At 67.9% G+C, this 22,965-nt stretch carries 22 protein-coding genes; 2 read left to right on the top strand and 20 right to left on the bottom strand.

Features of this window, described 5'->3' with window-relative positions; translation table 11 throughout:
* Positions 1-6: 6 nt before the first annotated feature.
* Entirely contained in the window at positions 7-1,212 is a 1,206-nt protein-coding gene (locus NF699_16550; protein ID USU04628.1) for an aminotransferase class I/II-fold pyridoxal phosphate-dependent enzyme, read from the bottom strand.
* 187 nt (positions 1,213-1,399) lie between these two features.
* Between NF699_16550 and NF699_16545 the strand changes: the two genes are divergently transcribed.
* Positions 1,400-2,626 (top strand): phospholipid carrier-dependent glycosyltransferase, encoded by a 1,227-nt coding sequence (locus tag NF699_16545; protein USU07129.1) that lies wholly within the window; start codon positions 1,400-1,402, stop codon positions 2,624-2,626.
* On the opposite strand, the gene NF699_16540 is transcribed toward NF699_16545, so the two are convergent.
* The 17 genes from NF699_16540 to NF699_16460 form a co-directional block, all read right to left on the bottom strand.
* Complete coding sequence (locus tag NF699_16540) at positions 2,623-3,720, bottom strand: glycosyltransferase family 2 protein (protein ID USU04627.1); 1,098 nt, start codon at positions 3,718-3,720, stop codon at positions 2,623-2,625. The two genes, NF699_16545 and NF699_16540, sit on opposite strands and share 4 nt — an antisense overlap.
* The gene (leuB, locus tag NF699_16535) at positions 3,717-4,754 is read right to left on the bottom strand and encodes a 3-isopropylmalate dehydrogenase (GenBank protein USU07128.1); all 1,038 of its coding nucleotides are present in this window, start codon (positions 4,752-4,754) and stop codon (positions 3,717-3,719) included. Before leuB ends, NF699_16540 begins: the two co-directional genes overlap by 4 nt.
* A 34-nt stretch (positions 4,755-4,788) precedes the next feature.
* Positions 4,789-5,520, bottom strand: coding sequence for a DNA repair protein RecO (recO, locus tag NF699_16530; GenBank protein USU04626.1), 732 nt, complete (start codon positions 5,518-5,520; stop codon positions 4,789-4,791).
* A 57-nt stretch (positions 5,521-5,577) separates the two neighbouring features.
* Positions 5,578-6,459, bottom strand: coding sequence for a GNAT family N-acetyltransferase (locus NF699_16525; protein USU04625.1), 882 nt, complete (start codon positions 6,457-6,459; stop codon positions 5,578-5,580).
* Positions 6,456-7,406, bottom strand: a complete 951-nt coding sequence (locus NF699_16520; protein ID USU04624.1) for a polysaccharide deacetylase — start codon at positions 7,404-7,406, stop codon at positions 6,456-6,458. Before NF699_16520 ends, NF699_16525 begins: the two co-directional genes overlap by 4 nt.
* 54 nt (positions 7,407-7,460) lie before the next feature.
* Entirely contained in the window at positions 7,461-10,259 is a 2,799-nt protein-coding gene (locus tag NF699_16515) for a DUF3857 domain-containing protein (GenBank protein ID USU04623.1), read from the bottom strand.
* 73 nt (positions 10,260-10,332) lie between these two features.
* Positions 10,333-12,255, bottom strand: a complete 1,923-nt coding sequence (uvrC, locus tag NF699_16510; GenBank protein ID USU04622.1) for an excinuclease ABC subunit UvrC — start codon at positions 12,253-12,255, stop codon at positions 10,333-10,335.
* 46 nt (positions 12,256-12,301) lie between these two features.
* A complete protein-coding gene (locus NF699_16505) occupies positions 12,302-12,733 on the bottom strand; it encodes a hypothetical protein (protein USU04621.1) in 432 nt (143 codons plus the stop codon).
* Between the two features lie 65 nt (positions 12,734-12,798).
* Positions 12,799-13,119 carry a multidrug efflux SMR transporter gene (locus NF699_16500; GenBank protein USU04620.1) on the bottom strand — a complete coding sequence of 107 codons (321 nt, stop codon included), beginning with the start codon at positions 13,117-13,119 and terminating at the stop codon, positions 12,799-12,801.
* A 232-nt stretch (positions 13,120-13,351) separates the two neighbouring features.
* Positions 13,352-13,984 (bottom strand): hypothetical protein, encoded by a 633-nt coding sequence (locus tag NF699_16495; GenBank protein USU04619.1) that lies wholly within the window; start codon positions 13,982-13,984, stop codon positions 13,352-13,354.
* Positions 13,977-14,471, bottom strand: a complete 495-nt coding sequence (locus tag NF699_16490) for an ATPase (protein USU04618.1) — start codon at positions 14,469-14,471, stop codon at positions 13,977-13,979. Before NF699_16490 ends, NF699_16495 begins: the two co-directional genes overlap by 8 nt.
* A gap of 62 nt (positions 14,472-14,533) precedes the next feature.
* The gene (locus tag NF699_16485; GenBank protein ID USU04617.1) at positions 14,534-14,761 is read right to left on the bottom strand and encodes a F0F1 ATP synthase subunit C; all 228 of its coding nucleotides are present in this window, start codon (positions 14,759-14,761) and stop codon (positions 14,534-14,536) included.
* A 67-nt stretch (positions 14,762-14,828) separates the two neighbouring features.
* Positions 14,829-15,620 carry a F0F1 ATP synthase subunit A gene (locus tag NF699_16480; GenBank protein ID USU04616.1) on the bottom strand — a complete coding sequence of 264 codons (792 nt, stop codon included), beginning with the start codon at positions 15,618-15,620 and terminating at the stop codon, positions 14,829-14,831.
* Between the two features lie 50 nt (positions 15,621-15,670).
* Entirely contained in the window at positions 15,671-15,997 is a 327-nt protein-coding gene (locus NF699_16475; GenBank protein USU04615.1) for an AtpZ/AtpI family protein, read from the bottom strand.
* A gap of 280 nt (positions 15,998-16,277) precedes the next feature.
* Positions 16,278-16,649, bottom strand: a complete 372-nt coding sequence (locus tag NF699_16470) for a YdbL family protein (GenBank protein USU04614.1) — start codon at positions 16,647-16,649, stop codon at positions 16,278-16,280.
* 1 nt (position 16,650) lies between these two features.
* A complete protein-coding gene (locus NF699_16465; protein ID USU04613.1) occupies positions 16,651-16,857 on the bottom strand; it encodes a YnbE family lipoprotein in 207 nt (68 codons plus the stop codon).
* Between the two features lie 17 nt (positions 16,858-16,874).
* Positions 16,875-20,003: a YdbH domain-containing protein gene (locus NF699_16460; protein USU04612.1), complete on the bottom strand. Its 3,129-nt coding sequence runs from the start codon at positions 20,001-20,003 to the stop codon at positions 16,875-16,877.
* A gap of 74 nt (positions 20,004-20,077) precedes the next feature.
* Here NF699_16460 and radC point away from each other — a divergent pair, with 74 nt between their 5' ends.
* A complete protein-coding gene (radC, locus tag NF699_16455) occupies positions 20,078-20,794 on the top strand; it encodes a DNA repair protein RadC (protein ID USU04611.1) in 717 nt (238 codons plus the stop codon).
* 113 nt (positions 20,795-20,907) lie between these two features.
* On the opposite strand, the gene mmsB is transcribed toward radC, so the two are convergent.
* Together mmsB and NF699_16445 are read right to left on the bottom strand one after the other, a co-directional pair.
* Positions 20,908-21,780, bottom strand: a complete 873-nt coding sequence (mmsB, locus tag NF699_16450; GenBank protein ID USU04610.1) for a 3-hydroxyisobutyrate dehydrogenase — start codon at positions 21,778-21,780, stop codon at positions 20,908-20,910.
* Between the two features lie 33 nt (positions 21,781-21,813).
* Complete coding sequence (locus NF699_16445; GenBank protein USU04609.1) at positions 21,814-22,959, bottom strand: acyl-CoA dehydrogenase family protein; 1,146 nt, start codon at positions 22,957-22,959, stop codon at positions 21,814-21,816.
* Positions 22,960-22,965 lie beyond the last annotated feature (6 nt).

The raw sequence follows: 22,965 nt of genomic DNA, 5'->3' as shown, positions 1-22,965 counted from the left end.
CGGTACTCACAGGCCGACCTGCCGCAACGCCTGATCGAGGTCGTCGATTACGTCCTGCGCATCCTCGAGCCCGACGTTGAGGCGCAACATGCCCTCGCCGATGCCCATTTCGATCCGCTTGTCCTCGGCGACACTGGCGTGGGTGGTCGACGCCGGATGCGTCATCAGCGAACGCGAGTCGCCGATGTTGTTGCTGATGTCGACCAGCGCGAGCGCGTCGAGCAGGCCGTGCGCCTGCGCGCGATCGGCGACCTCGAACGCGAAGATCGGGCCGGTCGCGACCATCTGGCTCATCGCCAGCTCGTGCTGCGGGTGGCTCGGCAGGCCCGGGTGCAGGATCTTCGGCACACGGGCTTCAAGGAAACGACCGACCTTCAGCGCATTCTCCGACTGGCGGGTGATACGCAGATCAAGCGTCTCCAGCCCCTTCAGCACCACCCAGGCATTGAAGGGCGACAGCGTCGGGCCGGTATTGCGGGTGAAGGGCAGCAATGTGTTGGTGATGAAATCCTCGGTCCCGCACACCGCGCCGGCGAGCACGCGGCCCTGTCCGTCCATCATCTTGGTCGCGCTATAGGCGGTGACGTCCGCGCCAAGGTCCATCGGACGCTGCAAAGCCGGCGTCGCGAAGGCATTGTCGACCACCGTCGTGATGCCGCGTTCGCGCGCGATGGCGCACACCGCGCGCAGATCGACGACATCCATCGTCGGATTGGCCGGCGTTTCGAAGAAGAAGACCTTGGTCTCCGGCCGCACTGCGTCGAGGAATTGCTGCGGGTCGCGCGCATCGACGATCGTCGTGGCGATGCCGAACCTGGGCAGCAGCGTATCGGTCAGCCAGCGGCAAGACCCGAACGCCGCGCGCCCGCCGACGAGGTGATCGCCCGCCTGCAACTGGCACAGCAGCACCGCGGTCATCGCCGCCATCCCGGTCGCCATCGTCCGGCACGCCTCTGCGCCTTCGAGCAGCGCGATCCGCTTTTCCAGCATCTCGACCGTCGGGTTCTGCAGGCGGGAATAGGTCATTCCCTCCTGCTCGCCCGCGAAGCGCGCCGCCGCATCGGACGCCTTGTCGTAGGTATAGCCGGAGGTGAGGAACAACGCCTCGCTGGTCTCGCCATATTCGCTGCGGGCGGTGCCGCCGCGGACAGCCAGCGTCGCGGGACGCCATTGCGAGGTGATCGAGGGGTCCTGGCCTGCCTTGCGCTTCATGCGCGCCGCTTTGCCGGACGCGGGCGGGGGGTGCAAGCGTTGGTGCCTAACTCCTCCGGGGCATGAGGCGATAGCGAGGTGATGCATACCCCCTCCTCCGTCATCCCGGCGAGTACCGGGATGACGGTGATGGTGAAACGACGCGATCGGCTTGCCAATCTACAGCATCCCGCAGACAAAGCAGCCTGTGCGCGCGTTCCTCTCCCGTCCCCTTCCCGCCGCGTTCGGCATCGGCCTGCTCGCGCAACTGCTCTTCTGCTGGCGGCTCACGACGCCGCACGTGCTGGTGTTCGACGAGGTGCACTACGTACCCGCCGCGCGCATGCTGCGCAGCCTCGCCGGGCCGGTGAACATCGAACATCCACTGCTCGGCAAAACCTTGATCGCGCTGGGCATGACGCTGTTCGGCGACAATGCGCTCGGCTGGCGGGCGCTCTCCACGGTCGCGGCGAGCGCGGTGGTGATGGGCGTGTTCGCGATCCTGTGGCTGCTGTTCGGGCGGGTGCGGACGGCGAGCGTAGGGGCGGTGCTGACGGCGCTCAACTTCACCGTTTTCGTGCAGGCGCGCACGGCGATGCTCGACGGGTTCATGGCCGCCTTCGTCTTCACCGGGCTGGCCGCATTGTTGTGGGCTATGCGCGCGGGCGGGTGGTGGCGATGGCTGCTCGGCAGCGTACTGCTGGGTCTGGCGGTCGGGACCAAATGGACGGCGCTGCCCTATGTCGGTTTTGCCGGCCTGACCTACCTGATCGCGCGCTGGCGACGACCTGCTCTTTGGCCGGGGCTGCATCCGTTGGCCGCACTGGTGCTACTCGGCGGCGGTGTGGCACTCGCGTATCTGGCGACTTTCTGGCCGGCGTTCCTCTATGCCGACCAACCGCTGACCTGGCGCACGCTGCTGCCGTTCCAGATCGACATGTATCATCGGCAGACGCAGGTGCTGCCACCGCACACCTATCAGTCGGCGTGGTGGACATGGCCGTTCGACTGGCGGCCCATATGGTATCTGTATGAGTTTGCCGATGGCGCGCAGCGCGGGGTGCTGATGATTGGCAATCCGGCGGTGATGTGGGGCGGGCTGATCGCGGTGCTCGCCTGCTTCGCCGCGTGGGTCCGCAGCGGCAACGCCAAAGCTGGCGGCATCGCGCTGCTGTGGATCGGCAGCGTCGCGATGTGGGCGATCATCCCCAAATCGCTCGGGTTCTTCTATTATTACTATCTGTCGAGCATCTGGCTCGCCATCGCCATCGCGGCGGCGTTCGACCACTGGCGGGCACGGTTGCGCTATTGGGACGAAGCGTTTCTGGCGCTGACCGGCGTGCTGTTCATCCACTTCTACCCCATCCTCGGCGCCGTGGCGCTGAAGGGACCGGGATCGTTCCACGGCTGGATGTGGCTGAAGAGCTGGATCTAATAGCGGCCCCAGACGAACTTCGACGACAGCGCGTAATTCCACACCGCACCCACCAATATGCCGATCAACGCCGATGCCGCGGCCCCGCCGTCGCGGGCGTCATGAACGAAGGCGGCGATGCCGACATTGGCGACCAGCCCGACCGAACAGACCACGCAGAACGACACCCAGCCGTCGAGCAACTGCCGCATCCCTTTCAGACGTCGATCGCGATAGGTCAGCGCGTTGTTCAGCAGGAAGTTGAAGGTCATCGCCGCCACCGCGCCCATGATCTGCGCCGGCAGGAAGCTCGCGCCGAGCAGCATCGCCAGCCCCAGCACACCCATATGCACGCCGACGCCGAGCACGCCGATCCCGGAGAACATCGCGAACCGCACCGGCACGAAGCGGCCGAACATCCGGTCGTACAACGCGATCAGATATTCCATCGCGACGACGTGATCGAGCTTCGACTCGCCTTCGGTCCGCACCCGGAAGGTATAGGGCAGTTCCGCGAAGCGCAGCGCGACGGAGCTCGCCGTCATCAGGTCGAGCAGGATCTTGAAGCCGATCGCCGACAATTCCGGGGCAAGCCGGCGGGCGTGGTCGGTACGGATCGCGAAGAAGCCGCTCATCGGATCGCTGAGGTCGCCCTTCAGCACCTTGCGCGACAGCTTCGTGGCGAACGCCGACTTGGCGACGCGATCGCGATCCCAGTCCCCCGTCCCGCCGCCATCGACGAAGCGCGAGCCGACGACGAGGTCGAGAGCGGCATCGCGCTGAAGCAGGTCGAGCATCTGCGGCAGCAGGCGCTCGTCATGCTGGAGGTCGCCGTCGATCACCGCCACCACCGGTGCGGCGGTCGCGCACATCCCCTCGATACACGCGGACGACAGGCCGCGGCGGCCGATGCGGTGGATCACCCGAACGCGCGAATCGAGTCGGCCCAGTTCGCGCGCCGCCTCTGCCGTGCCGTCGGGACTGTCGTCGTCGACGAAGATCGCTTCCCAGCGCCGCCCCGCCAGTGCCTGATCCAGCTTGGCGATCAGCGTGGGGACGTTCGCCTTTTCGTTGAAGGTCGGGATGACGACCGCGATCTCCAACAGTGCGCTCACAGGACTGCGAGCACCGCATCCCCCATCGCGGAGGTGGTCATCGTGCCGCCGAGATCCGCCGTGCGGGCGCCGTCGCGGATCGCGCGGGCCACCGCCGCCTCGATCCGGTCGGCGACTTCCGGCTGCCCCAGCGAATGTCGCAGCATCATCGCGGCGGACAGGATCGCGGCGCAGGGGTTGGCCTTGCACTGCCCCGCGATGTCGGGCGCGGAGCCGTGGATCGGCTCGTACAGCCCCTTGCCCGCGCCATCGAGGCTGGCGGAGGGCAGCATGCCGATCGACCCGGCGCACATCGATGCCTGATCGGACAGGATGTCGCCGAACAGGTTGCCGGTGACGATGACGTCGAACTGGCCGGGATTGCGCACCAGCTGCATCGCGGCATTGTCGACGTACATATGGGTGAGCGTCACGTCGGGATAATCGGCCGACACCTCGATCACCACGTCGCGCCACAATTGCGAGGTGTCGAGCACGTTCGCCTTGTCCACCGAACACAGGTTGCCCTTGCGACGGCGCGCCGTCTCGAACCCGACGCGCGCGATGCGGCGCACTTCGGCTTCGTCGTAGCTCATGATGTCATAGCCTTCGCGCAGGCCGTCTGCGGTCGTACGGCGGCCTTTTTCGCCGAAATAGACATCGCCGTTCAGCTCGCGGACGATGACGAGGTCGATCTGGCGCGCGATCTCCGGCTTTAGCGCGGACGCATCCTCCAAGCCCTCGAACAGGGTTGCGGGGCGCAGGTTGGAGAACAGCGTGAGGTGCTTGCGCAGGCCGAGGATCGCCTGTTCCGGCCGCAGCGCGCGTTCGAGGTTGTCGCAGCCCGGATCACCGACCGCACCGAACAGCAGCGCATTGGCACGCCGTGCGACATCCAGCGTCGCCTCCGGCAACGGATGACCCGTGGCGTGATAGGCTACGCCGCCGACGAGCGCGTGTTCATACGTCAGGTCGAGATCGAGCGCGTCGAGCACGCGCCTGGCCTGCTGGATGACTTCGGGGCCGATGCCGTCGCCCGGCAGGAGTGCGATCATTGCCATGGCCGCTGCCTTGCCGCGCGTCAGCGCCTCACGCAACCGCCCTTTTCAGCATCGCCACGAGCCGTTCGCGCGCGATCAGCGGATCGGCACGACGTTCGACCAGCAGGTCCCGGGCGAGGAAATGGCCGGTGATCGCCAGTCCCGCGACGATGTCGGGCCATTCCGCAGCACCACCGTTCGTCAGGAAAGGAGGGAGTGCGAACAGCCGTTCTTCATAGCCGTGCGCCGCGCCGCGACATACCGCCCCGCCGCTGCGCGGGCTGACGAAGGCGAGATCGTCCTGTCCACCTGTGACGACGCAGGCGCTGAGGTCCAGTCCGAAACCGAGTTCGGCAAGCAGCAGCAGTTCGTATCGGACCATTGCACTCGCCCAACCGCGCGCCGCGGGTGCCGCCTCGATCGCATCGAGCACACCGCCCAGCGCGTCGTACAATCGGGGATAAGGCTGCGCCTCCGGCAAGGCGGTCGCGGTCAACGCGGTCACCCACGCCAGCGCGGCGGCGGGCAGCGGCTCGCCATGCAGCGCCGCGCGACTGTGCAGCGGCTCGATCGTCAGTGCGGCGAGCTGTTCGCCGGTGCGCGCGCGCCATTCGCCGGCGATGGCGTTGGCGGGTTGCAGGATGGGGCGCATCTGCCGCGATCGCCCGCCACGGACATAACCGGGCTGCACGCCGTCGCTGCGGGTAAGCGCCCGCACCACCGCGCCATGTTCGCCATGCGCGCGGACGGCGAGAACGATGGCTTCTGCGCTGAGGTGCATGGGGAGAATATAGGGGTCTGGCGCAGATAAGTCCTCCCGGTTCGCGGAGGATCGAGGTCAGCGCCTTATGCGCTTCGCCAGCGCGGCCAGCCTGGGATGACGGGTCGCCTGTTTCGCGTGCGCCATCGCGCCATCGAACGCCGCCAGCGCTGCCAAGGTCGCGCGGTTGGCCAGCGTCGGGCGCAGCAACAGCAGGTCGACGCACGGCACGCCGCCGGTGGAGAACAGCCGCTTGTGCTGCCCCTCGCCCTCGGTGAAATCGAACCGGGCGAAGCGATCGTCGAACAGCTGCAGCATCGCCGCAGCCTGCAACACGGTGCCAGGCGACAGATCGTTGAGCGCCGGATCGTGCCCGACATGGTCGTAGCGCAACGCGGACCCCTGCGCGGTGCAGCACAGATAGCCCGCCGGTGCGCCGCCGATCAGCAGCAGCCACGCGCGCAGCCCGTCCGCGGCGGCGAGCGCCTGCAAATGGGCGAGCGACCCCGCATCCTCCGGCAGGCCCGCATCGAGCAGGCGTTCCTGATAGGTCTTGGCGGACACCGCACGCGCCAGCGGATGGAAGACCTCGAACTCGGCCGGTGTCCGATAGGCCCGCACCTCCAGCCCGGCAGCCTCCGCCTTCTTGGTCTTGCGCTTCAGCGTCGAGCGCGCGGAGCCGGACAGACCGGCGAACCATGCGTCATGGCCGATCGTCAGGTCGGTGTAGAAGCGGGTGTAACGCTGCCGCACCACCGACATGAGCCCGCCCCCCTGCACCTCCCCCGCCAGCGCTTCGGGCAGCGAGGTGACCAGATAGCCATCCCCGGTCACCTCTGGCAGCACCGGCGCCTGTCCGGCGAGTACGTCGTCCAGCGACAGCGCGACGCGGGTCAGCCGGCGCTTGACCGAGGCCAGCGTGCGCGCGCCGACCTGAAACTTGAGCGCGACCGCGGTCATGCCGCACGCTCCGACACCCAGTTCGACCAGAGCTGTTCCGCCTGTCGCAGCCGCCGACGCAGCGCGTTCGCTTCGAGCGGGCGATCGGTCTGCCCCAACGCCAGCGTGGGCCGGTCGGCGAAATGCATCGTCGGCAGCACGTCCGCCCGATCGGCGAGCAACCGGCACAGGGTCTCGAACCGGCGGACGTGCACACCGTTGGCGCGCGTGCCCAGCCGGTTGGCGAGTTCGAAGCCATGGCTGACGATCGTCACCGCCGCGTGGCCCTCCGCCGCGGCATGGTCGAGCGCCGCCGCCGCCTCGGCGCCGGACAACGCACACAGCTGGAACGTGCGCCAGATGCCGGGCGCGTCCTCGATCACCGTCACCGGCACCTCGATCAGGTGATGCGCGACCGGGGCGATCGTGTCGGGCGACAAGCCGGTGCGGCTTTCCGCAGGCTCCGCGCCATTGTGGCTGCTGTCGTAGACGAAGCCGAGTTCGCCCAGCGCGCGCAACGTGTCTTCATTGGCGGCATAGCCCCCGGCGCGGAAGGCGATCGGCTGCGGCGCACCCGCCGCGACGAGCAATTCGGTCGCCCCGCGCAGCAGCGCGACCTGCTCGGCCAGCGTATATTCGTGCATCTGGAACCGGCCGTAGGTCGCGGCGCGATCGCCGGCATGCGCGCCGGTCCAATTGGGATGCAGGTGCAACTGCACTTCCTGCCCGGCCGCCAGCACGGTTTCGACCATGCGCTGCACCGGCGCGAGACCGAAGACGAGCGCCGGCATCGGATCGACGAAGAAGCACGCCTTCAACCCGTGCCGTGCGAGCTGGTCGAGCTGATAGCTCAGCCCGACGCCGGCCGGCTCCAGCGAGCGCGCATAGATCGTCTCGACATCGAGCCCGGCGGCGTGATGACGCCATGCGAATTCGGTATCGACGGTGAAGAATACGGGGGTCGCCATGCGTGTTGGTTAGCGCGCGGGCGTGAACAAATGGCTAGCGGATCGCCCCGTCCCCTAAGGCACGATGCCGTAGCGCTTGTAATCGTCGTCGATTCGCGGGCGGATGGTGCGGGCGGCGATCAGGTCGCCCTTCGCCTCCGGCTTGCCCTGTCTGCCCAGGATCACGCCGCGCATGTACAGGCTTGCCGCCATATCCGGATCGATGTCGAGCGCCGCGGTCAGATCGGCGAGCGCATCCTCCATCCGGTTCATCCGGAAGAACACCAACGCCCGGCTGTCGAGCGCGGCGACGGTCGAATCGCTCAGTTCGATCGAGCGCGTGCAATCCTTCAGCGCGGTGTCGAGCGCGACGTTCATCGTGCCCTTGATCCAGCAGCGGCTGTTGAGCAGGCGCGGGTTGCCGGGGCTCGCCGCCACCGCCTGATCGATCGCGACGATCGCCGCATCCTTGTCGCCGGTGCGCGCCAGCACCTCCGCCTTGAGCGCGATCATCGCCGCCTTGCTCTTGCCGCCGGCGTCGATCCGCTCCTGGATCAGCTCCAGCGCGGCATCCTTTTCGCCGCGGTCGGCACGCAGCATCGCCAGCCGTTCGACGACATCGTCAGACGACGAATCGAGCGCCTGCGCGGCGACCAGATCGGCCACCGCCTTGTCGCGGTCGCCGCTCTCCTGGAACAGCCGCGCACGCCAGGTATAGCTGTCGATCGTCGGGGTGATCGCGAGCGCGCGGCCGATGTCGGCGATCGCTTTCGGCCGATCGTACACCTGCTCCCAGAACCACGCGCGGTTGGTATAGCCGACCGCCTCGTCCGGGGCGTCGGCGATGCCGCGATCGTAGAGCGCGGCGATCCGCGTGACCGCGCCGACGCGCTTCATCGCCGCGACGCGGGTGTAGAGGCTCGGCAGGTCGGCGGGCGCGACGATGCTGAGCAGGCGGTTCTTCGCCGCGGCGATGGCGCGGCGGTTGGCGGCGATCTCGGTGGCGGGCACCTCGTCGCCGATGCCGACGGTGCGGTCGTCGAGCGTCACCACCCCGCCCTCGTTGCGCACCGCGCGGGTGATCGTCGCCCCCGCCATGGGTCGTGCGAAGCTCTGGTCGCCCTCCAGCGTATAGCCCTTGCCGCCGTCGGGCAGGTGGATGCGGGTGACCGCGCGATAATAGGCGCTGTCGCCGGTCGATACCGGCAGCGCGGCCCAGGTGGTGCGGGTGCGATCCGGCTCGAACTTCATCTCGCCCATCACCTTGTCGATGACGCTGCGGAAGCGCAGGTCAGTGCGGGTCCAGTCGGGGTAGGCGACACCGGTGATCGCGACCGCGGCGGTGCCGGTGACCGGGTCGTAGGACAATTTGCGGTCGACGATGGTGGCGGAGCCGACCAGCCCGTCGCTCATCCGCGACGCCATCGTCTTGACGTCGTCCTTGCTCGCCTGCGCCTGCGCCGCCTGGAGCATCTGCGCGACGCGACCACGCAGCGTGATCGTCGCGGTCATCGGCGCGGGCAGGCCGACGCCCGCCGTCTCGTCGAGGTCGATCGCCGTTTCGATGTCCGGACGCGCATGCGGGCGCATTGTGATCCGGGTCAGCGTCGCGCCGCTGGCACGCACCGGCAGCACCCAGCGGAAGTTCGGCGTATCGCGCAGGTCGGCCAGCCGCGCGCCGGCGTCGGTGCCGTCGAGCCACAAGGTCTCGCCCGCGACGTTCGCCTTGACGAGGATATGGTCGAACGCACCCGGCGTCGGCAGCCGTTCCGGCACCAGATCGCCCAGCTTGCTGTTGGCGAGCACCGGCTCCGCCTCGATATCCAGCCCGCGCAGCAGCGCGAGCAGCATCAGCGTCTTCGCCTTGCAGTCACCGTAGCGCAATTCCCAGGTCTGCGCCGGGCTCTGCGGCTTGTAATTGCCCTGATCCATGCCGTTGAACAGGTAGCGGACCTGTTCCTGCACCAGTTGCAGTGCCGCCGCGGTGCGCTGCATCGGATCGGTCGAGGCGGCCTTGATCTTCGCCAGTTCGGCGGCGAGCGGGCTGCCCGCCGCAATCAGCCCGTCGGTGGCGTAGAGCGGGGCCATCACGCTCGCGACGCTCGCCCAGTCGGGAAAGCTGCTCGCCTCCAGCACGTTGAGCTTCTGGAACCGCGCCGGAATGTCGGACGGCAGATCGGGCTGCTTGGCGAGCGGCAGGGGGACGGCGATCTCGCGATAGCCGTCGGAGACGCTCTCCACCGGCTTGGGCGCGTCGAGGTACAGCTTCCACTTCACCGCATCGGCGGCGGGCCAGAGCAAGCGGGCGCGGGCATAGCCGATCTTGAGCGGCGCGGCAGGCAGTGGCTGGAATCCCTGCACCTTGCCGGCAAGCACGCGATCCTTGCGGGTGATCGACGAGGTGACATGAAGGACGTCGCCGACGCGCAGCCCTTGTACCGCCATCGTCGCGGTCAGCATGCCGTCGAGCGTGCGCTGCTCCAGTTGCTGTTCGCGACGCAGGACGTCGAACGACGTCCCCGATTTCAGCAGGTCGATATGCTCCGCGCCACGGATGATCTCGGCACGGTGGACGATCAGGTCGCCCGCCGCCGGCTGCCATTGCAGCGTCACCGTGCCGGCCTGCCCCAGCATCTCCGGCGAGGCGATGCGCGTGGCGGTGTCGGTATATTGCCACACCTCGCCCCCCTCCAGCCGCTGCTGGTTGTCGAGCAGCAGCAGGACGGGCGAATCGGGCGTGATCTTTGCCGGGTCGATCGCCGGCGCCGGCTTCACCCAGCCGGGCACCGGTTGGTAGACGACCTTGTCCGCGGCCTGCGCCGCCCAGCTCGTGGAACCGAATAGCGCCAAAAGCGCCAGCCGCCGCGTCGTCATGCCTCGAACATCCCCGTTGTGGCGATCAGTCTAACGGGGCCCGGTGCAGCGGCAATGGAGAAACCGCGCGGGTTCAGCGCGCGTGGTAGAAGTCGTACACCTGTTGCGCGACGCCCGCCGACACGCCGGGGGCTTTCTTCAGATCCTCCAGACTGGCGTTGCGCACCGCGCGACCCGTGCCGAAATGCATCAGCAGCGCCTTCTTGCGCGCCGGGCCGATGCCGGGAACCTCGTCGAGCGGGCTCGCTCCGATCGCCTTCGACCGTTTGTCGCGATGCGCGCCGATCGCGAAGCGGTGGACCTCGTCGCGCAGCCGCTGGAGGTAGAACAGCACCGGCGCGTTGACCGGCAGCTGGAATTCCCGCCCGTCGAGCATGTGGAACACCTCGCGCCCCTCGCGGCCGTGGTGCGGCCCCTTGGCGACGCCGACCATGCACACGTCCTCGATGCCGAGATCCTCCAGCACCGCCTTCGCTGCATTCAGCTGTGGCTTGCCGCCGTCGATCAGCACCAGATCGGGCCATTCGCCGCCGTCGCGATCGGGGTCCTCGGCCTGCGCGCGCGCGAAGCGCCGGCGGAACACCTCGCGCATCATGCCGACGTCGCTGTCGGTCGCCGCCTCGTTCCCCTTGATGTTGAACTTGCGATACTGGCCCTTGCGGAAGCCCTCCGGCCCGGCGACGACCATCGCACCCAGCGCGTTGGTCCCCTGGATATGGCTGTTGTCGTAGACCTCGATCCGGTCGGGCGGTTCGGGCAGGTCGAACAGGTCCGCCACCTCGCGCAGCAGCTTCGCTTGGGTCGTGCTTTCCGCCAGCCGCCGTTCCAGCGCCTCGATCGCATTGCGCTTGGTCTGCTCCATCATGCGGCGGCGATCGCCCCGCTGCGGCACCGATAGGGCGACCTTATACCCCGCGCGTTCGCCGAGCGCCTCGCCGAGCAGCGCGCCCTCGTTCAACTCGCGGTCGAGCAGGATCGTCTTGGGCGGCGGCACCTCTTCGTAGAATTGGGTGAGGAAACTCGCCAGCACCTCGTCCTCCGGCACCTCGTTGGTATGCTGGGGGAAGAAGCTGCGATGGCCCCAATTCTGGCCGCCGCGGATGAAGAACGCCTGAATGCCCATCGTCCCGTCCTTGCAGGCGAGCGCGAACACGTCGGCGTCGCCGACCCCCTCCGCGTTGATCGCCTGCGTGCCCTGGACGAAGGTGAGCGCCTTCAGCCGGTCGCGCAGCAAGGCGGCCAATTCGAAGTCCATGTTCTCCGCCGCCACCTGCATCTGCGCGCCGAGCTTCGCCTGCACCTTGGTCGACTTGCCGCCGAGGAAGTCGCGGCAATCGTCGACCAGTTCCTTATAGTCGTCCTTGCTCACCCGGCCGACGCACGGGGCGGAGCAGCGCTTGATCTGGTAGAGCAGGCACGGACGGTCCCGCGTCTTGAAGAAGCTGTCGGTGCACGAGCGCAGCAGGAAGAGCTTCTGGAGCGCGTTCAACGTGTTGTTGACGCTGCCCGCGCTGGCGAACGGGCCATAGTAATTGCCGACCGCGCGCCGCGCACCGCGATGCTTCTGCACGCGGGGAAAGTCATGATCGCCGCGCAGCAGGATGAACGGAAACGACTTATCGTCGCGCAGCAGGACGTTGTACGCGGGGCGGTAGCGCTTGATGAGCTGCGCCTCGAGCAGCAGCGCCTCCGCCTCGTTGTTGGTGGTGACGATCGTCATCGACCGCGTCTGCGCGATCATGCGCTGGAGCCGCTTGGTCAGCCCCTTCACCTGCGTGTAATTGGCGACACGCTGGCGCAGCGAGCGCGCCTTGCCGACGTACAGGACGTCGCCCTTGGCATCCTGCATGCGATAGACGCCGGAGCGGGTCGGCAGCGTCTTCAGCACGTTGCGGATCGCGGCGATCCCCGCCTCCAGATCCGGCGTATCGGACCCGCGGACGGTGTAGGTGGCGCGTTCTTCGTTGAATCGATCGGGAGGGCCGTAGGACGACATCCCCGCCATGTAGGAGTCGCGGCGGGTGGGGGCTAGGGGCTGCGGGTCAGCGACCGCTGGGTAACGCCCTGCGTACCTCGACCGTCTTCGCGGGGGGAGCGTCCGCGCCGATCGCCGCGAGGTCCGTCCCGACCTTCTCCAGCAGGGCCGCAGTCATCTGGCCGCCGCTGAGCGGGGCCAGCTTGCGGAGCGACAGCGTCTTGAACTTCGGCAGATTTTCGTCGTCGCTCAGTCCGGGAACGTCGCGGTCGAGGATCGCCTTGGCACGGGGATCGGCGATCAGGTCGGCGATCGGCGTGTCGATCGAGAAGGCCAATGTCGAGACCGGCAGTGTCGTCGGTTCCGCTGCCGCGGGTTCGGCCGGCGCCGGCGCCGTATCGTCCGCCGGCAGGTCGAGCGCGAACTTGTCCGCGGCCGCTGCGGCGGGGGAGGCTTGCGCCTGGGCGACGGTGAGCAACAACGACAGCAGGATCGACATCGGACCACCTCGGCACCGGCAGGATGCGGTCGCCGCTTGTAGCACGGCCGACGACCGTGGGACGGTCAGGCCTGCGCGAACATCTTCGTGCCGACGATCCCGACCACGGTCAGTGCCATGAAGCAGGCCTGGACGAGGCTGACCTTGTCGCCGAACAGGAACATGCCGCCGATGATGACGCCGACCGCGCCGCAGCCGGTCCAGACCGCATAGGCGGTGCCGGCGGGCAGGCCGCGCATCGCCAGCGCCAGCAAGCCCATGTTGACGAAGGACAGGACGATGGGGACGCTGGACGCTTGCCACGTCGCGAGCGTCGCCGCCCATTTCAGGCTGAGCGCCCAGCAGATTTCGGTGAACACGGCGATGGCGAGAATGAGCCACGACATGGATGTTACTCCTAGCGCGGGCTCGTGATGACAGGACCGCGCCGGAAACCCGTGAAGAGACGCTGGTCGATGAGGGCAGCGAGTCCTCCCCCGCGAGGAAGAGGTGGCACCGCCAGGCCCTGACAAAGGGTAGGTGAGCACCGAATGCAGTGCCTGCGGAAACGCCCCCTCCACCATTCGGCTACGCCGAACGGTCGCCCTCCCCCGCTTTGCGAGGGAGGAATTGGAAGTTTCAGTTCAAGCGGCTGAGCCCCGAGATCGACCGGTCGATCATCGCCCTGTCGGCACCGGCGTCGTGATGCTCGGCGATCAGCACGGCTGCCGCTTTGGCTGCGGTCTCCGCGGCGAGCGCACGAACTTCGGCGATCGCGTTGCGCTCGGCGGCGGCAATCTTGTCCTCGGCGCGCTTGGTGCGGCGGGCCATCAGGTCCTCCGCGTCGCGCTTCGCCTTGGCGATGATCTGGTTGGCTTCCTGCTGGGCATGCGCGCGCATCGTCGCCGCATCCGCCTCGGCAGCCTTGGCCTTGGCCTCATACTCGGCGCGCAGTCGCTCGGCATCGGCACGGAGCGCCTTCGCCTCGTCGAGTTGCGTGCGCACGCCGGCGATCTGCTTGTCGAGCATGGCGGCGATCTTCGCCGGCACCTTGACCACCAGCATGCCGATCAGCACGACCAGAGCGGCAATGCCGACCCAGCCGGTCGTGTTGAAGCCCAGTGCCGTCTCTTCGACGACATGCTCCGCGCCCGGTTCGGACACGTTGGCGGTGAGTTCGCTGCCATCGCGGATTTCACGTGGCTGCATGGTCTGCGACGATGCCGCGTCGGCGAGGTTCGCCGCGACCATGTTGCTGGCGGGATTAGCCATGAGCGTTGGTCCTCCGCACCGCATCGGCGGCGGCATCGATGCCGACGGTCAGGCCCGACACCTTGGTCACCAGTTCCTGCGCCACTTCCGCGGCGACGGACTGGAGGTTGAGCATCGCATTCGCCTTGGCATTGCCAACGGCGAGATCGTGATGCGCCAGCCGCTCGGCGAGTTCCGCATCGGCGGACTTCACCTGGCTTTCGGCGGCCTTGGTCGCCTGAGCCTTGGCGGCGCTGGTCTCGTCGAGCGCCGCGGCGCGCGCCTCGTCCATCTTCAGGCGCCATGCCTCTTCCACCTTGTCGGCGGCGAGACGGGCCTGTTCGGCCGCGGCAAGGTCGGCCGCGATCTGGCCTTCACGCGCGTCCACGGTCGCGATGACCCGGGGCACCATCATCTTGCCGATCCCGAAATACAGGATGCCGAAGGTAATGAGCAGCCAGAAGATCTGCGAAGCGTAGGTGGCGGCGATCTGCGAAATCTGAGGCATTTATGACCTTTAGCGCGACCTCGAACAATCCGCCGGACGCAAGCGCCCGGCGTATGTCGATGTTAGGCGACGAAGAGCAGGATGATCATCGTCACGAAGGCGAGCAGGCCGAGAAGCTCTGCGCCGGCGAAACCGATGAACAGACGGCCCTGCTGGCTGTCCGCGGCGCCCGGATTGCGCAGCGCGCCTTCGAGGAACTTGGCGAACACGTTGCCCACGCCGAGCGAGGCGAGGCCCATGCCGATCGCGGCCAGACCGGCACCGATCATCTTTGCGGCTTCTGCGTCCATGTCATTTACTCCCGATTCAAAAGCTAAAGTTGAGAAAGTTGAGACGTTCAAACTCGCGTGGCGAACCCTAGTGCAGGTTGACCGCGTCGTTCAGGTACACGCTGGTCAGCAGCGCGAAGACATAGGCCTGGATCGCGGCGACCAGCAGTTCGAGTAGCGTGATGCCGATCATCAGCACGAAGCTGGGCAGCGACACGAGCAGGCCGTAGCCCGGACCCATGTTGATGCCGCTGATGACGAACGCCGCCAGCACCTTCAACAGGATGTGACCCGCGGTCATCGCGACGAACAGTCGCAGGCCCAGCGAGAACGGGCGCACCAGGAAGCTCATCAGCTCGACGACGAAGATCAGCGGGATCATCAGCGCCGGGGTGCCGTGCGGCACGAACAGGCTGAAGAAGTGGAAGCCGTGCTTGCCGAAGCCGACGATCAGCACGATCGCGAAGCTGATCACCGCCAGCACGCCGGTGACGGTCAGGTGGCTGGTGATCGTAAACGGATGCCAGCCCGGAACGACGCCGACCGGGGTCAGGCCCCAGATGTTGGCGAACAGGATGAACATGAACAGCGAGAAGACGTACGGGACGAAGCGCTTGCCCTGCGGCCCGATATTCGACGTCAGCATGTTGGAGACGAAGCCGGTGAAGCCCTCGACCGCGGCCTGCCAGCGGCCGGGGACGAGCTCGCGCTTCATCCCGCCCAGCATGAACAGCCACAGGCTGGCGAGCGTGATCACCATCCACAACGCGGAGTTGGTGAACGAGATGTCGTATCCCGCGACGACCCAATGCCGACCGAACAAGGGTTCGATCAGGAACTGGTGCATCGGATCGATCTTGCTGCCCGATTCTGCCGCCATCTGCTCCACCGCCACTGGGGCCTACGCTCCCTAATACGACAAACGCCCGGTTATTCCGGGCGTTCGCCTGCAATCCGAATGATCTGCCTGAACGCGACCGCGATTCCGAGGAACAGCATCACGATCAGCGCCCAGGGCGTGGTGCCGAACCAGTGATCAATACACCAGCCGATCAGCGCACTGCCGACGAGGCTTCCGATCAGGGCGGCGAGCACGCGATTGCCGAGCGAGTAACCCGCATCGGCGTTCGGCGCCCCCTGCCCCGTCCGCAACGCTTCCTGATGCCGGGCTTCCTTCAGCCGCTCGTCGAGCGCGGAAAGCCGCGGATCGTCCGCGCTGGTGAAGTCTCGCCCGGTATCGTCGTCCGCCACGCGCAAACCCCTCGCCTGTATCGTTCAGCCGGGGGAGAAAACGCGTAGGGCGAGCGATCCCGCCAAGGCGTGGCCCGTTTAGGTGGGGGGTGCCGGAGTGTCAACCGGGGAACGAATGGCCGGGTTTGCGCCCTCTCCCCGGCGGGAAAGGGTCGGGCGAGGGGTTGCCGCGGGCGGTGTCGTGCGGAGCTTGAAGCTCTGCGGCAGCCACTTGGCGATCTCAGGCGGCAGTGTTGTTTGGCAGCCCCTCACCCCTGCCCCCTCCCCCATGGGGAGAGGGAGCAGGTTACTTGCAGCGGCCATCCAGTTCCGGGGTGCCGGTGTTTTCCTTCCACTGGCCCGACGGCGTCTTGTACATCTCGCCCTGACCGACCTTCGCGACGAGGTTGCACCCGCTGGTGAAGGCGAATTGCTCGACGGTCGATCCGCTCGCCTGTGCGCTGGCGGTGTAGGCGGCCTTGCGCTTGATGTTGATGTCGCGGACCATCGCCTGCACCGACGCGCCGCCGCTCACCACGCCGAGATAGCCGTCCGGCTGTTCGCCGACCTGCTTCGCCTCGCGTGCGGCGGCATAGGCGGGGTCGCGCTGCGCCATCGCCCCGGCGGACAGGCCGGCGAGGGCCACCGCGCCGGCGAACATCATCATGACCTTTTGCATCTTAGAAAATCCCCGGATTCTGCTGGATCAGCGATTTCGCTTCCCCGTCGAGACGATACACCACTTCCTGCGTGACGCTGATGTTCAGGTTGATCTCGATCGGCTTGTCCGGCGCCGACACGTTGATGCATCCGCCCAACATCGTCGTCGCCAGCCCGATCGCGGCCATACCCGTAATATGTCCCAAGGTCGTGATTCGCTCCGACATCTTCAATCCTGTTTCGTTCATGGCACGGGTCCGCTTGCGGGAGGCTGAATGGGCGGCGTGACCTTTTGCCGGTCGAGCAGCGCAGGCAGGTTGCGCTGGATCAGACGACGCGGGTCGTAGAAGGATTGCGCCGAATCGAGCAGCCCCCTGAAGGGCGCCTTGATCCGGATGTTGAAGACGAACGGCAGCTTTTGCAGGCGGCGGACGATGAAGTTGCTCTTCGCGCCCGCGCCTTGCGACACGCCGGCGAAGCGCACCTCGGTCACCATCTCGCCCGCCAGCGGGCCGTTCATGCCGATCGTCAGGTTGCGATAGCGCAGCGCCTTCAGCGCCTGGAACGCGATATTGCCCCACAATCCCAGGTCCTTCTGCGTCAGGTCGCCGACATAGGCGAGCGTGCCGCCACCCTGGCGCACGACCAGCCGCCCGTTCTCGATCCGCCCGCCCTCGATATCGAAGATCATCGGCAGTTCGCCGTCGAACACCCCGGTGGCATCGAGGTTCTTGAAATCGAACTGGCCGAGGAACTGGTCGGCCTGCACCCCGTCGACCCGGAACGTCATCCGCCGGGCGCCCGCTTCGGCGAAGTCGAGCGTCGTCGGCAGCAGCGTCATCGTCCCGCCGGCGAACGGCCACAGGCCGCTGTCGATCTGCACGCGCTGGTTGGCGAGCAATCGGTAGGTGATCGTGCCGTCGGTCACGGCGATGCCGGGGTTGATCGTCCTGACGGTCGCGACCTGCGCCGGCGCGCTCTCCAGCGCCAGCAGGTCGGTGAAGCGGACGGTCGTGGTGATGCCGCTGACCGGGCCGAGCGCGGCGGCGAGCGCGGTATCCTTCGTCGCGAACTGCCCCGTGGAGGTGACGCCCTGCGCATTCCAGGCGAGATGCCCTTCGCCGGTGACGCTGCCCCGCACGTCGGCGACGACGCCAATGGTCAGGCGGGTCAGCAGATCGGGCTGGAACCGCTCGTCGAAGGCGATGCCCGGCACCGCGATATCGGCGGTGCCGCTGCCCGACGACAGCGCATGGCCGATGCGGACGTCGGCGACCTTCACGTCGCGGGTCGGTTCGTACAGCGTGCCGGTCGCGGCGACCGTACCGTCGGCGAGGCGGAAGGCGACGTCGCGTGCGGCGAGCGTACGGAAGCGCGGATCGGGTGCGGCATCGTCGACGGTCATCGCCGCGGTCAGCGCCACCACGCCGCCACGCAGCGACCAGTCCCCTGCCGCGGCACCGAGCAGCAGCGGCACGTTGGCGATCTGGCCCGACCCGCCGGTGAAGCTGCCCGCCACCGCGCCGCCATCGATCCGGCCGGTCAGTTGGCCGAGATCGATCCGCGTCACCCGCTCCGGACTGCCGAGCCGCGCCGCGACGCCGTCGAGCACGAAGCCACGGTCGCCCAGGCGCAATTGCGCACCGCTGGCGGCAAGCGTCAGCGGCGTCTGTCCCAGCCGACCGGCAAGCCGCGTCGCCGTCAGCCGCGCGCCACCGCTCAGCCGCCCATCGGCGAGGGTGACCAGTGCGCCGGACAGCGGACACAGCCGCGTCTGCACCGGGTCCAGCGTCAGCCCCGCCACGGCCAGACGCCGGATCGCCAGCGGCGTACACGCCGGATTGGCGATCAGCGTGCCGCGCCCGTTCCAGCGCAGGTCGAGCGGCAGCATCAGATCGTCGACCCGGCCATCGCCGAGCGGCCCCGACAGCGACGCCCGCGTCGCGATCCGCGTCGCGCCACCCGGCGTCGCGGTGAAGGTCACCGGTGACAGCGCAAGGTGCGCGCCGCCCGCAGCATAAGGCGCAACGATCGCCCGCCCGCGCACCGGCGCGCCGGGCCTTGCCTGCGCCAGCGTCATGGTGACGCCGGGCAAGCCGCCGCCCGACATCGCCAGTGTCGTGTCGACCCGCACCCGAGCATCGGGCCAGGCTAGCGCGATGCCACTGCCCCCTGCCAGCCGCACGCGTGCGCCGCTCGCCGCGGTGACGGCAGCCTGCGTCACGCGTGCCTGCCCTTTGCCGTCGGCTTGCCGGAGCGTGATCGTGGCCTGTCCGTCGAAACGCTGTCCGGCAACCTGCGTCGCACGCGTTGCTGCCTGGATCAGCGGGCCAACGGGCGTGCCGGTTCCGACGCCGCGCTGCGCCAGTGCGGCTAGGTAGCGGGGCGCGATGCTGGCATCACCAGCGGAGAGCGTGCCCGCGAACACCTGTTCTCCGCCGATCCGGAAGCGTCCGGCGATCCCGAGCGTTCCGGCACGTGCCACCGACGTTTGACCGCTGGTAGCGGCAAGGTCGATTGTGCCATCAGTAACCTTGGCACTGCCGTCGAAGCGAACCGTCCCCCGCAGGCCGGCGACCCGCGCGCCCTTGCCGCGCACCGCTCCGCTCGCCAGCCGCGCCGATCCGCGCCATCCGTCCAACGCCGGGGTGAGCTGCGCGTCCACGTCGGCTCGCGCTTGGGTGATCGTCGCACCCGCGCATGCCGCATTCGCGATCCGCACCGGCCCGACCATATGCGGTGCGGCTTTGGCGATCGTGACACGCAACGCCGCCTGCACGCCGTCCACTGCGCAGCCGCCGCTCGCCAGCCGGGTGCTCACCACCGCGACCGTCCCGTCGAAGCCGTCGTCGAGCCTGCCGCGCCCCGCCATCTTCAGCCCGACCACGCCCAAAGGCGTCTCCAGCCGCATCCGCGCGTCTGCGACGTCGACGTGCAGCCGGGGCAGCGCGAACGGCTTGCCCGACGGCGGCGGCATGAACTTGTCGAGTTCGCCGAGCGACAGCCGCCCGTCGACCAGCCGCCCGCGCAGCCGCACATGCCCCGCCCGCACGCCGACGACGCTCGCCCCGTCGAGGCCGATGCGCGTCTCGGCCTCCAGCCAGTCGGCGACCAGATCGGCGGCGGCGGGATCGCCGATGACGACGTTGGTTAGCCGTTGCCGCCCGAAGCCGAGGTCGCTGACGCCATAATGCGCGACGATGCCGCGCTTGCGCAATTCGCCATCGATGACGCGCGTCGCGATCGGTTTGCGCGCCAGCCACACGCCGATCAGCGCCACCAGCACCACCAGCGCGAGTGCCAGCGCGACCCGCGACGCGCGGCGCAGGCGGGCGGGGGGCGTTTCGCTCGACTGGTCAACCCCCTCGGCCATCTGCGCCTCCATAGACGGAGCGCGCGCATCGGCGCAATTGCGCCCGCTCTGGACCGGCTCTAGGCTTGGGTCCGATGTCGACGCTTCCCCTGCTGCCCGACGAGGGCTTTCCGATGCTGCCGGAGGATACCACCGGCCATCGTGAGCGGCTGCGCGGGCGGTTGCTGGATGGCGGCGGCGAGGCGCTGCTCGATCACGAGCTGATCGAATATCTGCTGATGCTGGCGATCCCGCGGATCGACACCAAGCCGATCGCCAAGGCGCTGCTGCGCGAATTCGGCGGGATCGGCGCGTTGCTGACCGCCGATGCGGCGGCGCTGACGCGGGTGAAGGGGGTGGGCGACACTTCCGCCGCCGCGATCAAGATCGCGCATGCCATCGCGATCCGCCTGCTGAAGGCGGAAGTGGCGGAGCGGCCGGTGCTCGCCAACTGGCAGGCGCTGCTCGACTACCTGCGCGCCGACATGGCGCATCACGCGATCGAACGATTTCGCGTGCTCCACCTCAACACCCGCAACATGCTGATCCGCGACGAGGTGATGAGCGAGGGATCGATCGATCAGGCGGCGGTGCATGTGCGCGAGGTGATCCGGCGGGCGATCGATCTCGGCTCGGCGGCAATCATTCTCGTCCACAACCATCCCTCGGGCGATCCCTCGCCCAGTCGCGCAGATATCCAGATCACGCGGACCATCGCCGATGCCGGCGCGGCGATGGGGATCGTGCTGCACGATCACATCATCATGGGGCTGAACGGCCATGTCAGCCTTAAGGCGCAGGGGCTGATCTGAGGTTTCAGAAGAGAGCGCCGTCATTGCGAGCGAAGCGAAGCAACCCAGGGTAGCCCGCGATGCCCTAGGTTGCTTCGCTCCGCTCGCAATGACGATCGTCCGGTTAGTCCATATTACAGCGTACGGATGATCCCGGAAAAGTCCGTGCCGCCCTTCCCGTCCGCCACGAACGCCTCGTACAGCTCGGTCGCGTGCCGGCCGAGCGGCGTGGTCGCGCCCGCCTCCTCCGCCGCCTGCATCGCGAGGCGCAGGTCCTTCAGCATCAGCGCCGCCGCGAACCCGCCCTGGTAATCGTGGTCCGCCGGCGTGTCGGGGCCGACGCCCGGCACCGGGCAATAGCTCGTCATCGACCAGCTCTGGCCCGAACTGACCGACGAGATGTCGAAGAACGTCTGCGCGTCGAGCCCGAGTCGCTCCGCCAGCCTGAACGCCTCGCACGTCGCGATCATCGTCGCGCCGAGCAGCATGTTGTTCGCCATCTTGGCGGCCTGACCCGCACCGCTGGCACCCGCGTGGATCACCGCCTTGCCCATGTCGGCGAGGAACGGCTGCGCGCGCGCGAACGCATCCTCCGCGCCGCCGACCATGAAGGTGAGCGTGCCGGCATTGGCCGCGCCGATCCCGCCCGACACCGGCGCATCGACCGCGGCAAGCCCCTTGGTCGCAGCGGTCTCGGCGACGCGGCGCGCGGTGGCGACGTCGATCGTCGAGCAGTCGATCAGGATCGCGGACGGCTGCGCCCGGCCAAACACCGCATCGGTGTAGACGCTTTCGACGTGCGTGCCGGCGGGCAGCATCGTGACGACCGCCTCCGCCCCCTCGACCGCCTCGGCCGCGGTAGCGACGGGCAGGCACCCGGCATCCTTCGCCTTGGCCAGCGCGTCGGCGTTGAGGTCGAAGGCGCGGACGTCATGACCCTTCTTCGCGAGGTTGGCGGCCATGCCCCCGCCCATGTTGCCGAGGCCGATGAAGGCGACGCGTGCCATTGATGCTCTCTCCTTATAAACCTCGTCGGATGTTCACTGCCGCGTCAGTTCGCGCCCGACGATCATGCGCATGACCTGATTGGTCCCCTCCAAAATCGAATGGACGCGCAGGTCGCGCCAGAAGCGTTCGATCGGATAGTCCATCAGATAGCCGTAGCCGCCGTGCAGTTGCAGCGCGCGATCGACGACGCTGCTGCCGGTGTCCGTCGCCAGCCGCTTCGCCATCGCCGCGAAACGCGTCTTGTCGGGCGCGTTCGCGGTAACCTTGGCAGCCGCCATGTACAGCAGCGCGCGCGCCGCCTCCAATTCGGTCGCCATGTCGGCGAGCGTGAACTGCGTGTTCTGGAAATCGGCGATCGCCTTGCCGAACTGCTTGCGATCCTTGGTATAGCCGATCGCCTCGTCGAGGCAGCGCTGCGCCCCGCCGAGGCTGCACGCGCCGATGTTGAGCCGGCCGCCATCGAGCCCCATCATCGCGATGCGGAAGCCTTCGCCCTCGCCGCCGACGATGTTCTCGGCCGGCACGCGGACGTTGTCGAACGTCACCTGCCGCGTCGGTTGCGAATGCCAGCCGAGCTTGCGCTCGTTCGCCCCGAACGACACGCCCGGCATGTCCTTCTCGATCACCAAGGCCGAGATGCCCTTCGGCCCCTCCTCACCGGTGCGGACCATCGTCACGTAGACCTCGTTCTCGCCCGCGCCCGAGATGAACTGCTTCGATCCCGTCACCAGCCAGTCGTCGCCGTCGCGCACAGCACGCGTCTTCAGCGCGGCAGCGTCGGAGCCCGAACCCGGCTCGGTCAGGCAATAGCTGGCGAGGCGATCCATCGTCACCAGATCGGGGAGATACTTGTCCTTCACCGTCTGCGACCCGAACCGGTCGATCATCCACGCCGCCATGTTGTGGATCGAGATGAACGCACTGGTCGAGGGACAGCCATAGGCCATCGCCTCCATGATCAGCGCCGCCTCCAGCCGCCCGAGCGCGATACCGCCCGATTCCTCGGACACGTAGATCGCCGCGAAGCCGAGTTCGGCCGCCGCCTTGATCGTGTCGCGCGGGAAGATATGCTTCTCGTCCCATTCGCCCGCGTGTGGCGTGATGCGATTCGCGGTGAAGCGGCGCGCGAGGTCCTGGATCTCGCGCTGGTCATCGGTCAGGTCGAACTGGTTTTCCATAAATCC

Source organism: Sphingomonadaceae bacterium OTU29LAMAA1 (assembly GCA_024072375.1).
Classification (GTDB): Bacteria; Pseudomonadota; Alphaproteobacteria; order Sphingomonadales; family Sphingomonadaceae; genus Sphingomonas.
This window is presented reverse-complemented; position numbering and strand designations above follow the sequence as displayed.

Coding starts and splice junctions, on each gene's coding strand:
- NF699_16550 (USU04628.1), bottom strand. CDS start 1,212: ATGAAGCGCAAGGCAGGCCAGGACCCCTCGATCACCTCGCAATGGCGT.
- leuB (USU07128.1), bottom strand. CDS start 4,754: ATGATCGCACTCCTGCCGGGCGACGGCATCGGCCCCGAAGTCATCCAG.
- recO (USU04626.1), bottom strand. CDS start 5,520: ATGCACCTCAGCGCAGAAGCCATCGTTCTCGCCGTCCGCGCGCATGGC.
- NF699_16525 (USU04625.1), bottom strand. CDS start 6,459: ATGACCGCGGTCGCGCTCAAGTTTCAGGTCGGCGCGCGCACGCTGGCC.
- NF699_16520 (USU04624.1), bottom strand. CDS start 7,406: ATGGCGACCCCCGTATTCTTCACCGTCGATACCGAATTCGCATGGCGT.
- NF699_16515 (USU04623.1), bottom strand. CDS start 10,259: ATGACGACGCGGCGGCTGGCGCTTTTGGCGCTATTCGGTTCCACGAGC.
- uvrC (USU04622.1), bottom strand. CDS start 12,255: ATGTCGTCCTACGGCCCTCCCGATCGATTCAACGAAGAACGCGCCACC.
- NF699_16505 (USU04621.1), bottom strand. CDS start 12,733: ATGTCGATCCTGCTGTCGTTGTTGCTCACCGTCGCCCAGGCGCAAGCC.
- NF699_16500 (USU04620.1), bottom strand. CDS start 13,119: ATGTCGTGGCTCATTCTCGCCATCGCCGTGTTCACCGAAATCTGCTGG.
- NF699_16495 (USU04619.1), bottom strand. CDS start 13,984: ATGGCTAATCCCGCCAGCAACATGGTCGCGGCGAACCTCGCCGACGCG.
- NF699_16490 (USU04618.1), bottom strand. CDS start 14,471: ATGCCTCAGATTTCGCAGATCGCCGCCACCTACGCTTCGCAGATCTTC.
- NF699_16485 (USU04617.1), bottom strand. CDS start 14,761: ATGGACGCAGAAGCCGCAAAGATGATCGGTGCCGGTCTGGCCGCGATC.
- NF699_16480 (USU04616.1), bottom strand. CDS start 15,620: ATGGCGGCAGAATCGGGCAGCAAGATCGATCCGATGCACCAGTTCCTG.
- NF699_16470 (USU04614.1), bottom strand. CDS start 16,649: ATGCAAAAGGTCATGATGATGTTCGCCGGCGCGGTGGCCCTCGCCGGC.
- NF699_16465 (USU04613.1), bottom strand. CDS start 16,857: ATGTCGGAGCGAATCACGACCTTGGGACATATTACGGGTATGGCCGCG.
- NF699_16460 (USU04612.1), bottom strand. CDS start 20,003: ATGGCCGAGGGGGTTGACCAGTCGAGCGAAACGCCCCCCGCCCGCCTG.
- radC (USU04611.1), top strand. CDS start 20,078: ATGTCGACGCTTCCCCTGCTGCCCGACGAGGGCTTTCCGATGCTGCCG.
- mmsB (USU04610.1), bottom strand. CDS start 21,780: ATGGCACGCGTCGCCTTCATCGGCCTCGGCAACATGGGCGGGGGCATG.
- NF699_16445 (USU04609.1), bottom strand. CDS start 22,959: ATGGAAAACCAGTTCGACCTGACCGATGACCAGCGCGAGATCCAGGAC.